Source organism: Allobosea sp. CCNWLY174 (genome assembly GCF_037120455.1).
Taxonomy (GTDB): Bacteria; Pseudomonadota; Alphaproteobacteria; order Rhizobiales; family Beijerinckiaceae; genus Allobosea; species Allobosea lupini.
The window spans coordinates 501476-514206 of record NZ_JBBBBQ010000004.1 but is presented as its reverse complement, the minus strand read 5'-3'; the positions used below and the strand labels follow the sequence as shown (position 1 = coordinate 514206).

The following is a 12731-nucleotide window of genomic DNA, read 5'->3' as shown; positions in this document are numbered from 1 at the left end:
GCCGCGGTCTCCTCGAGCGAGGAGGCCTGCTCCTCGGTGCGCTTCGACAGATCGTCGGCGCCCGTGTTGATCTCGCGCGCCGCGATCCCGACATCCGACGCCGTCACCTGGATCGTCGACACCGTCGCGGAGAGGCGGGCGATCGTCTCGTTGACCGCGTCCTTGAGCTCGGCGAAGCGCCCGCGATAGGCGGTCGGCACCTGGCGGGTCAGATCACCCGCGGCGAGCGCCTGCAGCACGTCGACGAATTCGGTGGTGGCGCCGTCGACCACGGCGTTGATCTCGTTGATGCCGGCAACGAGCTTCTGCATCTGCTCGTCGGCATCCTCGACCTTGAGCCGCGCCGAGAAATCACCCGCCGCCGCTGCCGCGACGACCTCGCCGACATCCGACACCACCACGGACATCGCGTCGGCGGAGCGAATCCGGTCCGCCGCGGCGGATCGCTCCTGCTCCTGCAGCAGCGCGACCTGCTCGGTGCTCTGGCGCAGGACCGCCACGGCCCGCGCCATGTCGCCGACCTCGTCCTGCCGCTTGGTATGCGGTACCGTGATCGCGGTCTCGCCAGCGGTGAGGCGGCTCATGCTCGCGCTGAGATCGAGCAGCGGACGCGTGATCGAACGCTGTGCGAACAGAAGCGCCGCGGCGACCGAAGCCAGCAGGGCGGCGAACAGCACTGACGGGAGAATCCACTGAACCTGGCGCGTGAAGGCAGCGGCCTCTTCGGAGAGCCGGTTCCCGACATCTTCGTTGCGCTTGCCGAAGGCGACGAGCTGGTCGTTCAACGCCTTGCGATTGGCGCGGTTCTCATCGTTGTTGCCCTGCTGATTGGCCGCCGCGGTCGAGACCTCGCGACCGAGGCGAATCAGCTCGCCGCGGAAAGTTATGAACTCCTCGACCAGCTTCTGCAGCTTGAGCGCGGTCTCGCGCTCCTGGGCCGGCACGAGCGCAACCAGGTCGGCGGCAAGCTTGCGCATCACCGGGAAGCGCGCCTCCTTCGGCTTGGCGAAAGCCTCCGCCTCCTTGGCGTCCTTCGACATGTAGATGCCGCGGGAATCCATCACCACGGCGAAGACCTGCGTGTTGAGCCGCTCGGTGAGCAATGCGATCTCGCCCTGAACGTCGGAACGCGCGTTGAGGTCGCCGGAACGTGACAATGCGTAGAGGCTCAGGACTGCGGAAAGGATCGCACCGGCGGCGACGATCCCCAGCATCGCCAGCACCTTGAAGCGGATCGATTTCATATTCTTGCTCGTACTTTTCTGCGCGATCGAAGACTGACCCGCACTTAAACGTTCGGCATGACCCGGCACCGAAGCCCACAAGGCTTAAAAAGCTTTGCCGGTAGTGGTTAAAGGCCATTTAAGACAGCCCGACTTCCCTTGCGAAACTGCGGTAAAACTCGGCAACTCCTCGCCTTTCAGCTGCATAGTTGAGCAACTACCTACACAGGGTGGCAGCCCGTGCGACATGCAGGTACGGCATGTCGCACTGTGGCATTCCGGCCACGCTCTGCGTCGGCCACAATTTCGCCACATGCTGTTCACCCCGGCGCCACGCGAGACCGTGAATTGAAAAGGACCAGCCGGCGAGGATCATTGGAACTTGTCGGCAATTCGCCTGTTTTCGCTGCCAGCCGCTGCCCAATCCAAGAGCCGAGTCATGTCCGCCCACCTGCCCGACGCCGCCACCGCCTGTTCCCGCCGCCGCTTCCTGACGATGGTCTCGGCCTTCTTCCCCGTCGGCCTCGCCGGCTGTGTCAGCGGCCCGCAGCAGCCCTACGAAGCCCGGACCCCGGTTCACCAGAACGCAGCCTTCCTGTCGATGTATGACGAGCGGCCCGACGAGCGGCATCCGCTGCCGGCAACCGATATCGACGAGGTCGACACGCGCTTCCTGCGCCAGGAAGTGGAATATCGGACCCCGGAGCGGCCCGGCACGATCGTGGTCGACACCTCGGCCCGCTATCTCTACCTCGTCCGCGAGAACGGCCGCGCCATCCGCTACGGCATCGGCGTCGGCAAGCAAGGCATGTCATGGCGCGGTCGCGCTACAGTCGCCCGCAAGGCCGAGTGGCCGCGCTGGACGCCGACCGCCGCGATGATCGCCCGCGAGCCGGAGCGGAACGCCCGCTGGGCCGGCGGCATGGCCGGCGGCATCGAGAACCCGCTCGGCGCCCGCGCCCTTTATCTCTACCAGGGCAACCAGGACACGCTCTACCGCATTCACGGCACCAGCGAGCCTTGGTCGATCGGCAAGGCGGTGTCGTCGGGCTGCATCCGCCTGTTCAACCAGGACATCATCGACCTCTACAGCCGCGTCCCGACCGGGACTCCCGTGGTCGTCCTGAACCGCAACCCAATCGGGGAGCCGCAGATCGACGAGACCGACGCGCCGCTGCCCCCGGACGACATCTGAGGCTCGCGGCCGCGACAGTCGGCTACTTCGGGAAGGGCGGCTCGCAGCCGCCCTTTTTCATGTCGCCGCCGCGCCGTCACGGTCCCTTCGCCAGATCGGGCTACTCCTCCAGCCCCGGGCGGCTGCGATTTGCCTCGACGCGGTTTTGCGCTACGCCCTGCCGGTCGGCAGCCCGCCGACGAGACGATGAGACCGCCAGATGCGCGTGACGATGATCGGTTCAGGCTATGTCGGCCTGGTCTCCGGAGCTTGCTTCGCCGATTTCGGCCATGAGGTGACCTGCGTCGACACCGACGCCGGCAAGATCGCCGCCCTGAAGCGCGGCGAGATCCCGATCTACGAACCCGGCCTCGACGACCTCGTCGCCAACAATGTCCGTGCCGGGCGGCTCTCCTTCACCACCGAGCTCGCCGGGCCTGTGGCGGCGGCCGATGCCGTGTTCATCGCGGTCGGCACGCCCTCGCGCCGCGGCGACGGCCATGCCGACCTGTCCTATGTCCACCAGGCGGCGCGCGACGTCGTCGCGGCAGTCGACGGCTTCACGGTCGTCGTCACCAAGTCGACCGTGCCGGTCGGCACCGGCGACGAGGTCGAGCGGATCATGCGCGAAACCCGACCCGATGCCGATTTCGCCGTCGTCTCCAATCCGGAGTTCCTGCGCGAAGGCGCGGCAATCGCCGACTTCAAGCGCCCGGACCGGATCGTGATCGGCACCGAGGACGATCGCGCCCGCAAGGTGATGGAGGATCTCTACCGGCCGCTCTACCTCAATGCGGCGCCTCTGCTGTTCACCGCGCGGCGGACCTCCGAGCTGATCAAATACGCCGGAAACGCCTTCCTCGCGACCAAGATCACCTTCATCAACGAGATGGCGGACCTATGCGAGCGGGTCGGCGCCAATGTCCAGGAGGTGGCGCGCGGTATCGGCCTCGACAACCGCATCGGCGGCAAGTTCCTGCACGCCGGCCCCGGCTATGGCGGCTCCTGCTTCCCGAAGGACACGCTCGCGCTGATCAAGACCGCGCAGGACATGGAAAGCCCCTTGCGCCTGGTCGAGACGGTGGTGGCGGTCAACGACCAGCGCAAGCGTGCGATGGCGCGCAAGGTCATCGCCGCCTGCGGCGGCTCGGTCCGGGCCAAGCGCATCGCCATCCTCGGCCTCGCCTTCAAGCCGAACACCGACGACATGCGCGAGGCGCCCTCGCTGTCAATCGTGACGGCGCTCCTCGACGCCGGCGCCGAGATCGTCGCCTATGACCCCGAGGCGATGGACAGTGCCAAGGCCTTGATGCCGGAGATCGCCTACGCGCCCGACGCCTATTCCTGCCTCGACGGCGCGGATGCGCTGGTGATCGTCACGGAATGGGACGCCTTCCGCGCCCTCGACCTCGACCGGGTCAAGGCGGCGCTGCGGCATCCGGTCGTGATCGACCTGCGCAACATCTACCGCTCCGGCGAGATGCACGCGCGCGGCTTCACCTATGTGAACGTAGGTAACGCCTGAAGCCCGTTCCCTGGCGACGCGACAGAAAGGCGCCGGGCGTTCGCCTTGATAGCGTCATAAGCCGTCACCACCTTTCGGAGCGACAGGGCGACCGCCTTGTCCACCATGAGAGGAGATGACGATGACGCCGCAAGAACGCGACGTGATCGCCGGGATTTTCGATCGCCTGCGTCAGGCGGAAAACCAGCCGCGCGACCCCGAGGCTGAACGTTTCATCGCCGACAGGCTGCGCGAGCAGCCCTATGCCGTCTATGCGATGGCGCAGTCGGTCTACATCCAGGAGCAGGCGCTCACCAGCCTGCAGGGCCAGATCGAGCAGTTGCAGGCCGAGATCCAGCAATTGCGCAGCCAGCCGCCCGCTCCTGCTCCGTCGCAGCAGTCCGGCGGCTTCCTGTCGGGCATCTTCGGCGGTGGCGCGAGCCAGCCGGCTCGCTCCGGCTCTGTGCCGTCCTTCCCGCAGCGCGCCGCGCCGCAGCCGGCTTCGCCGCCCTGGGGCAGCCAGGCCGCAGCGCCGCAGCAGGGCATGGCCCCGCAGCAAGGCATGGGGGCGGCTCCCGCCCCCGGCACCTGGCAGAACCAGGCAGCCCAACCGCAGGCTCCGGCCCGAGGCGGCGGCTTCATGGCGAGCGCGCTGACGACGGCCGCCGGCGTCGCCGGCGGCATGGTCGCCGGCAACATGCTGATGAACGCGCTCGGCGGCAACAAGAGCGCCGCAAGCGAGACCAAGCCGGCCGAAGCGAGCACCGCTCAGAACAAGGACACCGGGCAGAACGACGAAGCTGCCCAGAACACGCAGACGGCGGCTGACCAGCAGCCGGCGGCGGAGCCGCAGCAGGCCTATCAGGAGCCGACCTATCAGGACGCCAACTATGACGATGGCAGCTACGATGACGGCATGGGCGGCGGCGGCGACGACGACTGGGCCTGAGGCCTGACATGGTCCGCTGAAACGACGAGGCCCGCCTGGCGACAGGCGGGCCTTTCTTGTCGGACGGGTGCGGCCGGTCTCAGATCACGAAGACCTTGGCACCGACGCGGACGCGCTCGTAGAGATCGACAACATCCTCGTTGTTCATCCGGATGCAGCCGGAGGACACCGCCTGGCCGATCGTGTTCGGCTCGTTGGTGCCATGGATGCGATAGAGCGAGGAGCCGAGATAGAGGGCGCGCGCGCCGAGCGGGTTCTCCGGACCACCGGCCATGAAGCGCGGCAGATCGGGACGGCGCTTCAGCATCTCGGCCGGCGGCGTCCAGCTCGGCCATTCCGCCTTGCGGGTGATCGCCTTCATGCCGGCCCATTCGAAGCCGGGCCGGCCGACGCCGATGCCATAGCGCAGAGCGCGGCCGCCGGGCTGGACCAGGAAGAGGAAGCGGCGCGGCGTATCGATAACGATGGTGCCGGGCTTGTGCGGCCCGTCATAGGCGACTTCCTGCTTCTGGAAGCGCGGGTCGAGGGTGCGCGCGATCGGCCGCTCCGCCGGGATCGGCTCGCCGAGCGCAGCCGACCGGCGTTCGCGGCGCGGCTCCATCGGATCGCCCTGGATCGGCACCGGCGCCTCGTAGTCGGAGAGCCGGCGCATCGCCGGCTGCTGGCCATAGGCGCCGCGCTGCGGGCGGTTGTAGACCGCCCCGCCCCGGCCATAGTCGGTCGGGTCCTGGCCAGTCATCATCATCTCGATGAAGCCGCCGCCATATTGGCCGCGGCCGGCCGAATGCGTGACCATGGGATCGGCCGGGCGCCAATAGGTCTCGGCATAGACCTGGCCCGACAACAGCACGCAGCCGAGCGCGGCAAAGGGAACGAGATAGAGCGGACGCATGACGCAACTCTCTTGACGCAACAGGCTTGAAGCGTGAGGCGATGCGTTGAAATGAATGGTGAATCGTTGACTCTATCAGCCCCGGAACCGGCCTGATCGCTCAACTTCCCGTGGTTAACCTTAGCGATCCCCGAGCAAACGCGGTAAACGCCCGGTTCACGCCCCCATCAGCGCCGACTCTTGCGGATGGCGAGCCAGAGCCGCAGCAGCGTCCGGCAACGAGCCACGTCGAAGGCGAGCATCAGCCCGCCATAGACGGCAAGACCAAGCGTGCCCTGCAGCAGCAGTTCGGGCAGAGGAGAGAGCCGGCCGGAGAGCGGCCAGACGACGATCGCCATGGCGACCACCGCCGCGATGATGATGCCGATCTCGCGCCAGTTCAGGGAGACCGGGAGCGAGCGCAGGCCGACCCAGCCGGTGATGGCGAGAACCACGAGGAAGCTGAGGGTCTGGCCGAGCGCATAGCGTTCCGGGCCGAGCGCGCCGGCGGAGAAGACCAGAGCAAGGTTGACGAGGAGACCTGCCAGGGCCGCCAGCGTCACCAGGCCGGTGCGCTTGCCGAGCAGGAAGACCGGGTAGATGCCGGCGGCGAAGACAGCGAGCGCGACGAGGCCCGGCAGAAGCAGCTGCAGATAGCCGGAGAAATGGCCATGGAATTTCGCCGGCACGAGCAGCGCCTCGAAAGCCGGCAAGACCAGGAAGAGGCCGGCGGCCACCGGCAGCGACACCATCAGCACGATCACGAAATTGGCGGCGATGCGCTTCTGCGCCGCGCGCACACCCTTGGTCTCGTCGAGCCGCAGCACTTCGCGCAGCATGACGATCTCCAGCGTCGTGGCGAGCATGCCGAACAGGCGCAACCCCATATCGGCGGCGAGCGAGAAATAGCCGGCTTCGGCGAAGCCGTTGCTGTCGGCCAGCAGCGAACGGTTGAGCAGCGGGATCAGCGAATAGATCGCGTTGGCGCCGACGATCGGCAGCGCATAGCGCGCGAAGTCCGATGCCAGATCGCGCCGCGCCGCCGACCAGGCGAGCGGTCCATCCGCCAGCGCCCGCCGCACCGCGAGCAGGGCCGCCATGGCGCTGAGGACGCCGCCGAACATCACGACCGTCGCGTCGCGCGTCCACCAGGCGCCGCCGACCATCAGCAGCAAGGCGAGCACGTTCTTGACGATGATCAGGCGGGCATAGGCGGCATCGAGGAAACGGGCCCTGGCGATGGCGCCGTGGTAGTCGAACAGGCCGGCGCAGATGCCGCCCAGCACCGAGCCGGCGACGAGCATGACCGGCAGTCCGAAATCGACGCCGGCGACGACCGCCGCGACCAGGATGCCACACAAGGCGAGCGTGATCCCCGCGCTCAGCACATCGAGGGTCGCCCGGATCTGCGGCTGTTCCTCGCGGGTCTTCTGCGAGTAGAAACGGACAGCCGAGAGCCTGATCCAGTCGAGCAGCGCGGTGTTGAGCAGCACGAGCATCGCCGCACCGATGGCGTAGCGGCCGAATTCGGCGGGCCCGAGGAAATAGGCGATGAGCAGCCCGAGGACGAAGTTCAGCCCGGCATTGATCACGAAGGGCAGGAGTACGGTCATGACGCCATCGCAAAGGGGCAAGCCGACTCAGCACCGGCCGCGCATGACTGCGCTGATCCCGCCTAGCCGCCAAACCCCGCCCGTCCAAGCGGAAACTGGCGCAGCCTCGCTCTGCGCCTTGGCGACAGACTGAGCCTATGCCGAGCGATCCGATCTTCTACCTGGTCGGCTGGATCACGACCCTGCTGATGGGCATCGGCAAGGGCGCCTTCGGTGGCGGCCTCGCCATCCTCGGCGTGCCGCTGCTGGCGCTCGTCGTCGATCCCCTGCAGGGCGCAATCATGGTGGCGGTGCTGGTCGCCGCGATGGACCTTGTCGCCATCGGCAGCTTCGGTGTTTCGACCTGGTCGAAGCCGGATCTCGCCTGGCTGATCCCCGGCCTGATCGTCGGCATCGCGATCGGCTATGCCGTCTTCCTGATCGTCGACGCCCGCATCGTCACGCTGATCATCGGCATCATCACTCTCGCCTTCACGGCACACTGGTTCCTGCGCGGCCGGACCGCGCCTGCCGGCCAATTGCCGGTTTCGCCCCCGCTCGCGCTACTGGCCGGGACGGCCTCGGGCTTCACCACCTTCGTCGCCCATGCCGGCGGCCCGCCGGTTGCGATGTATCTGTTGGCACGCGGGCTTTCCAAGACCGCCTTCGTCGGCACGACCATCGCCTTCTTCATGCTCGGCAACATCCTGAAGCTGCCGCCCTATCTGGCGCTCGGCCTGAAGCAGCCGCAGGCGCTCTGGGCTGCGCTGGCGCTGCTGCCGGCAGCGCCGATCGGCGTCTGGATCGGCCGCTGGCTGCATGAGCGGCTCGACCAGAAACGGCTGTTCTTCGCGTGCTATCTGCTGCTTGCAGCGGCAGCGCTGAAGCTGACGGCCGACGCCGCCCTTGCATTGCTGCGATAGCAGCATGGCAGGCGCGCGAGCGCCCCATCTTTGCAGCAGACCAGATTGGCCCTAAGCGATCGACCATGACCGCCCTGCCTGCCCTTCGCGACGCCACCGACGCCGACTCGGAGCCTCTCGCCACCCTGATCGCCGCGACCTTCGCCGAATATCCGAACTGCTGGTTCGACTGGTCGGAATTCCCGGAGCTGCGCCGCCCCGCCAGCCACTATGCGCAAAAGGGCGGCAAGCTCTGGGTCGCGGATGGGCCGGGCGGGCGCATCGTCGGCTCGATCGCCGTCGTGCCGGTGCCGGACCAGAATGCGGTCGAGCTGTTCAAGGTCTATGCCGATCCGAGCCAGCGCGGCAGCGGGCTGGCGCAGGCCCTGTTCGCCCGCACCCTCGCCTTCGCTGAAGCCGGCGGCTATGGCGAGATGATGCTGTGGTCGGACAGCAAGTTCGCCCGCGGCCACCGCTTCTACGAGAAGCTCGGCTTCGTGCGCTGGCCGGGCGAGCGCTACCTCGCCGACATCTCCTCGACCTGGGAATACCATTTCCGCAAGCCGCTCGCCCCGGCGCAGTCATGAATCTCAATACCGCGCTGCGGGCGGTTCTCGGCATCGCGCTGCTCACCGCGATGGATGCGGTGATCAAGGCGCAGATGCAGCAGCACCCGTTCCTGCTGGCGCTGTTCATGCGCTTTGCCGCGGGCGCCGTCTGCGCGATTATCGTCGTCGCGGTCTTGCGGCCGGCACGGCCGACGCGCACGAGCCTGATCGGCAACAGCATCCGCATCCCGCTGGTCATCGTCACCGCCGGCAGCTTCTTCTATTCGATCTCGGTGCTGCCGCTCGCGGAGGCGCTGACGCTCTCCTTCCTCGCCCCGGTCTTCGTCGCCCTGCTCGGAGCGCTGATCCTGAAGGAACGGCTCGACGGCCGCATCCTGCAGGCGCTCGGCTTCGGCCTCGCCGGCATGCTGGTGATGGTCTGGCCGCGCCTGCAGGGCGGCGTCACCGGCGCCGAACTCGGCGTCGCCGCGGCACTCGTCTCGGCGATCTCCTACGCCTTTAACCTGATCCTGCTGCGCACGATCGCGGTGAAAGAGCATCCGGCGATCATCGTGCTGTTCCAGAACGCCGGGCCGGCGCTCTGCCTGGCCTGGCCGGCCTGGTACGTCTTCCAGCCGATGAGTGGTGGCGACCTCGCTGCCTATCTCTCCGCCGGCGCGCTCGGCGTCGCCGGGCATCTGTCGCTGACCTCGGCCTTCGCCCGGGCGCCGGCCTCGCGGCTGGCGCCGATCGAGTACACGGCGCTGGTCTGGGCGAGCCTGCTCGGCTGGTTCGTCTTCAGCGAAGTGCCGCTCTGGACCACCTATGCCGGTGCGGTCCTGATCGTCGCCGGCGCCCTCGCCGTCAGCCGGCGCTGATAGTCGCCACGAATTCGCCGGCTTGGTCGGCTTCTGCACGAGGCAATGCGAAGGGAGAGACCGCCCGCCATGCTTGCATTCCTGTCCGACTGCGATTGACCGAAGCATGCAGCGCGCCGGCACCGCTGCTCGCGTCCTGCGCGAACCCGGCCTTCCCGCCGCGCTCTGCGTCCATCTCCTGTTCGGCCTCCTCCTCGCCATCCGGACGCTCAGCAGCTTCACACCGCCGATCGAGACGAGCATCGAGGTCGAACTGGTTGCGCCGGAGTCGCTGGCGCCTCCCGCTCCGGCCCAGGCGCCCGCTCCTCCCCTAGCCGAGATTGCGTCACCTCCGCAGCCGGCTCCCCCCACTACGCAGCCGGAAAAGCCAGCCAGCCGGCCCGTTCCACCACCGGCCGAGCCGCCTGCGATGATCACCGCCCGGACGCTGCATTCGGAAAGCGTGCTGGCCAATCCGCGCAGCCGCGGCGCGCGTGAGGCGCTGAAGACGCTCGAGGCGAGCGAGCGCATCGAGCAGCTTTGCAATCTCGAGGCGATGAGCCAGATCCATGCCTGGAAGGCGGAGTTCGAGCCGGATCGCGTCGTCGCCTATGCCATGGCCAGCACGAAGCTGACCAAGGGCGCCCTCGAAGCCGAGGGCGCCGCCTTCCGCAGCCGCAAGCAATGGTACGGCCTACGGTTCCGCTGCGAGATGGCGGCAAACGGCAAGGTCGCCGGCTTCCAGTTCCGTGTCGGCGAGGCGATCCCGCGCAGCGAATGGGCTGCGCACGACCTGCCGCCCGAGCATTAGCCCTGCTGCGAGAGCCTCAGGCCGGCTTGCCGCAATAGGCCTCCAGCCGGTAGCCGTCGGGGTCGACGACGAAGGCGGCGTAGTAGTCGGGGCCGTAGGAGTCGCGCAGGCCCGGCTTGCCGTTGTCGGTGCCGCCCGCCGTGAGCGCCGCCGCGTGGAAAGCGTCGACGCTCTGGCGTGTCGGCGCGACGAAACAGAAGTGCAGATTGGAGTCGCGGTCCGGCGGCACCGGCGCCGAGACCACGCCGATCCAGAGCCCGACGCTCCCCTTGCCATAACCGAGCGAGCTCTCGTCGGCACTGAGGCAACCATAGCCGAGCGCGCCGAGCGTCGCGTCGTAGAAGCGTTTCGTACGAGGAAGCTCGCGAACGCCGATAGAGATGTGATCGAACATGATGGTCGTCCTCCTGTCAGGTTGTGATGCGCTTGGCGCGGAAATCGGCCTGGAGCTGCCAGCTCCCGCCGCCATCGCGCGAGCGGTCGCCGATCCAGTGGAACGAATCCCGCGTGATCTCAGTGAAGCGCCAGCGGATCGCGGTGCCGTCGTCCAGCCTGCCGTGCTGGACTATGTCGTTGCCCTCGGCCCGGCCGATCTGGTGCGTGTAGTACTGCTTGACCGGGTCGTTCCAGCGGATGTGCCAGGCATCCTCGCCGGGGTCGTATATGCGTAGCGTCGTGCCGTGGAAGAAGCCCGGCAGCGCCCAGACATCCTGCACGGCGCGCCCGCCGAGTACCCAGCCGAAATGGATCCCGCCCTTGGCCTCATGGCGCTGGCCGTCATCGGTGTGCATCACGGCAGCCATCGTCCACGCGCCGACGAACTGGCCGTAGAGGGCGAGCTTGCCGGCGAGTTCAGGGTCCGGCCCGGTCGCGATAAGGGCATTGGCCAGCGTCGATGGCGCTGCTGTCATGATCGGGCTCCGTCTGGACCAAGTTGGTGTCCAGCTTGACCCGGAGCCTCGGGCAGCGCTTGGGAAAAACTGCTAAACTCGCGAACCATGACGGCGACCGCCCATCTCCTGGCATCAGGCCCCGGCTGGCGGGTCAGCGACATCGTCTGCACGGCCGGCCCGGACGACCGCGCCTTCGAGGAAGCGCACCCGCAGCACTGCATCGCCATCGTCCGCAGCGGCTCGTTCCGCTACCGCTCGACGCAAGGCAGCGCCGTGCTCGCGCCGGGCGCGCTGCTGCTCGGCAATCGCGGCGCCTGCTTCGAATGCGGCCATGAACACGCGGCCGGCGACCGCTGCCTCGCCTTCCAGTTCGAGCCGGCCTGGCTCGAAGGCGTCGTCGCGGCCGTGCCGGGCGCCCGGCGGCTGGACTTCGCGCAGCCGCATCTGCCGGCGCTGCCCGTGCTCGCCAGTGTCGTCGCCGAAGCGGAAATCGCCGCGGACGAGCCCGAGAGGCTGGAGGAAACCGCGCTGCGCCTCGGCGGCGCCGTGGCGAGCGTGCTGTCAGGCGCAAAACCCGGGATCGGGACGCCAAGCGCCCGCGACGAACGCCGGGTCACGCGGACGCTGCGCCATATCGAAGCGCATTGCGAGGACACTCTTCCGATCGATGAGCTGGCGCGGCAGGCGGCGATGAGCCCCTACCACTTCCTGCGCACCTTCAGGACCCTGGTCGGTATGACGCCGCATCAATATGTGCTGCGCACGCGTCTCCACCGGGCGGCCATGCTGCTGCGCCGGACGGACCAGCCGATCGCGGGCATTGCCTTCGATTGCGGCTTCGGCGACCTCTCAACCTTCAACCGCCGCTTCAAGCGGGTGATGGGCGTGAGTCCGGGCGCCTATCGCATCGCGTGAGCAATATTCAGCGCTTGCCGCCGAAGATCATGCAGGTTTCGGTGCCGTGCGCCAACAGCTTGCCTGCTGCGTCGACCAGCTTGCCTTCACTGGTCGCGACCGAACCGCCACGATGGATCAGCCTGCCCTCGCAGCGCACCGGGCCGCTGGCAGGCATGACCGGGCGGACATAGTTCAGCTTCATCTCCAGCGTGGTGTAGCCCTCGCCGACCCGCAGCGTCGAATGCACGGCGCAGGCCATGGCGGAATCGAGGATCGTCGCCGTCCAGCCGCCGTGGATCGTCCCGAGCGGGTTGAAGAAGCGCGGCGAGGGCGTGCCGACGAAGACCACCCGGCCCTCCTCGACCTCGGCGATGTCGAAATCCATCGCATCGGCGAAGGGCGGGCCGGGATGGCGTCCCTCGATCATCCCGCGCAGGAAGGATGCGCCGTCCTCCGCCAGCAGGACATCACGGCTGACGACTCCGACCTCACGGGACACGGCTACGCTCC

14 protein-coding genes are annotated in these 12731 nt (G+C 67.9%); 8 read left to right on the top strand and 6 right to left on the bottom strand.

From position 1 onward, the window contains the following. The coding region (locus V7S63_RS16085; RefSeq protein WP_336530946.1) for a methyl-accepting chemotaxis protein at positions 1 to 1244 on the bottom strand (1244 nt) is incomplete at its 3' end. A gap of 475 nt (positions 1245 to 1719) precedes the next feature. Here V7S63_RS16085 and V7S63_RS16080 point away from each other — a divergent pair. From V7S63_RS16080 to V7S63_RS16070, 3 genes are all read left to right on the top strand, one after another. Further along, positions 1720 to 2418, top strand: a complete 699-nt coding sequence (locus tag V7S63_RS16080) for a L,D-transpeptidase (protein WP_336530958.1) — start codon at positions 1720 to 1722, stop codon at positions 2416 to 2418. Positions 2419 to 2617: 199 nt separating this feature from the next. Next, positions 2618 to 3922 carry a UDP-glucose dehydrogenase family protein gene (locus V7S63_RS16075; protein WP_336530945.1) on the top strand — a complete coding sequence of 435 codons (1305 nt, stop codon included), beginning with the start codon at positions 2618 to 2620 and terminating at the stop codon, positions 3920 to 3922. Positions 3923 to 4043: 121 nt separating this feature from the next. Then, the gene (locus tag V7S63_RS16070; RefSeq protein WP_091832353.1) at positions 4044 to 4850 is read left to right on the top strand and encodes a DUF2076 domain-containing protein; all 807 of its coding nucleotides are present in this window, start codon (positions 4044 to 4046) and stop codon (positions 4848 to 4850) included. A 79-nt stretch (positions 4851 to 4929) separates the two neighbouring features. Here the strand turns inward: V7S63_RS16070 and V7S63_RS16065 are convergent, their stop codons facing one another. Together V7S63_RS16065 and V7S63_RS16060 are read right to left on the bottom strand one after the other, a co-directional pair. Continuing rightward, complete coding sequence (locus V7S63_RS16065; RefSeq protein ID WP_442896473.1) at positions 4930 to 5742, bottom strand: L,D-transpeptidase; 813 nt, start codon at positions 5740 to 5742, stop codon at positions 4930 to 4932. 167 nt (positions 5743 to 5909) lie between these two features. After that, positions 5910 to 7334 carry a lipopolysaccharide biosynthesis protein gene (locus V7S63_RS16060; RefSeq protein WP_336530944.1) on the bottom strand — a complete coding sequence of 475 codons (1425 nt, stop codon included), beginning with the start codon at positions 7332 to 7334 and terminating at the stop codon, positions 5910 to 5912. A 137-nt stretch (positions 7335 to 7471) separates the two neighbouring features. On the opposite strand from V7S63_RS16060, the gene V7S63_RS16055 reads away from it, so the two are divergent. From V7S63_RS16055 to V7S63_RS16040, 4 genes are all read left to right on the top strand, one after another. Then, positions 7472 to 8236 (top strand): sulfite exporter TauE/SafE family protein, encoded by a 765-nt coding sequence (locus V7S63_RS16055; protein WP_336530943.1) that lies wholly within the window; start codon positions 7472 to 7474, stop codon positions 8234 to 8236. Between the two features lie 65 nt (positions 8237 to 8301). Then, the gene (locus tag V7S63_RS16050; RefSeq protein ID WP_091831251.1) at positions 8302 to 8802 is read left to right on the top strand and encodes a GNAT family N-acetyltransferase; all 501 of its coding nucleotides are present in this window, start codon (positions 8302 to 8304) and stop codon (positions 8800 to 8802) included. Then, complete coding sequence (locus V7S63_RS16045; RefSeq protein ID WP_336530942.1) at positions 8799 to 9641, top strand: DMT family transporter; 843 nt, start codon at positions 8799 to 8801, stop codon at positions 9639 to 9641. The genes V7S63_RS16050 and V7S63_RS16045 overlap by 4 nt, the downstream gene beginning before the upstream one ends. A 106-nt stretch (positions 9642 to 9747) precedes the next feature. Next, positions 9748 to 10431 (top strand): DUF930 domain-containing protein, encoded by a 684-nt coding sequence (locus V7S63_RS16040; protein WP_336530941.1) that lies wholly within the window; start codon positions 9748 to 9750, stop codon positions 10429 to 10431. Between the two features lie 16 nt (positions 10432 to 10447). On the opposite strand, the gene V7S63_RS16035 is transcribed toward V7S63_RS16040, so the two are convergent. Together V7S63_RS16035 and V7S63_RS16030 are read right to left on the bottom strand one after the other, a co-directional pair. Continuing rightward, the gene (locus V7S63_RS16035) at positions 10448 to 10825 is read right to left on the bottom strand and encodes a VOC family protein (protein ID WP_336530940.1); all 378 of its coding nucleotides are present in this window, start codon (positions 10823 to 10825) and stop codon (positions 10448 to 10450) included. Between the two features lie 16 nt (positions 10826 to 10841). Further along, a complete protein-coding gene (locus V7S63_RS16030) occupies positions 10842 to 11342 on the bottom strand; it encodes a hypothetical protein (protein WP_336530939.1) in 501 nt (166 codons plus the stop codon). An 87-nt stretch (positions 11343 to 11429) separates the two neighbouring features. Here V7S63_RS16030 and V7S63_RS16025 point away from each other — a divergent pair, with 87 nt between their 5' ends. Continuing rightward, positions 11430 to 12239: an AraC family transcriptional regulator gene (locus V7S63_RS16025; protein ID WP_336530938.1), complete on the top strand. Its 810-nt coding sequence runs from the start codon at positions 11430 to 11432 to the stop codon at positions 12237 to 12239. 7 nt (positions 12240 to 12246) lie between these two features. Here the strand turns inward: V7S63_RS16025 and V7S63_RS16020 are convergent, their stop codons facing one another. Then, positions 12247 to 12720 (bottom strand): PaaI family thioesterase, encoded by a 474-nt coding sequence (locus V7S63_RS16020; RefSeq protein ID WP_336530937.1) that lies wholly within the window; start codon positions 12718 to 12720, stop codon positions 12247 to 12249. Positions 12721 to 12731: the final 11 nt, after the last annotated feature.

Bases quoted from the DNA above. Each gene is read 5' to 3' on its own strand.
- V7S63_RS16080 (WP_336530958.1), top strand. From the start codon at position 1,720: ATGGTCTCGGCCTTCTTCCCCGTCGGCCTCGCCGGCTGTGTCAGCGGC.
- V7S63_RS16075 (WP_336530945.1), top strand. From the start codon at position 2,618: ATGCGCGTGACGATGATCGGTTCAGGCTATGTCGGCCTGGTCTCCGGA.
- V7S63_RS16070 (WP_091832353.1), top strand. From the start codon at position 4,044: ATGACGCCGCAAGAACGCGACGTGATCGCCGGGATTTTCGATCGCCTG.
- V7S63_RS16065 (WP_442896473.1), bottom strand. From the start codon at position 5,742: ATGCGTCCGCTCTATCTCGTTCCCTTTGCCGCGCTCGGCTGCGTGCTG.
- V7S63_RS16060 (WP_336530944.1), bottom strand. From the start codon at position 7,334: ATGACCGTACTCCTGCCCTTCGTGATCAATGCCGGGCTGAACTTCGTC.
- V7S63_RS16055 (WP_336530943.1), top strand. From the start codon at position 7,472: ATGCCGAGCGATCCGATCTTCTACCTGGTCGGCTGGATCACGACCCTG.
- V7S63_RS16050 (WP_091831251.1), top strand. From the start codon at position 8,302: ATGACCGCCCTGCCTGCCCTTCGCGACGCCACCGACGCCGACTCGGAG.
- V7S63_RS16045 (WP_336530942.1), top strand. From the start codon at position 8,799: ATGAATCTCAATACCGCGCTGCGGGCGGTTCTCGGCATCGCGCTGCTC.
- V7S63_RS16040 (WP_336530941.1), top strand. From the start codon at position 9,748: ATGCAGCGCGCCGGCACCGCTGCTCGCGTCCTGCGCGAACCCGGCCTT.
- V7S63_RS16035 (WP_336530940.1), bottom strand. From the start codon at position 10,825: ATGTTCGATCACATCTCTATCGGCGTTCGCGAGCTTCCTCGTACGAAA.
- V7S63_RS16030 (WP_336530939.1), bottom strand. From the start codon at position 11,342: ATGACAGCAGCGCCATCGACGCTGGCCAATGCCCTTATCGCGACCGGG.
- V7S63_RS16025 (WP_336530938.1), top strand. From the start codon at position 11,430: ATGACGGCGACCGCCCATCTCCTGGCATCAGGCCCCGGCTGGCGGGTC.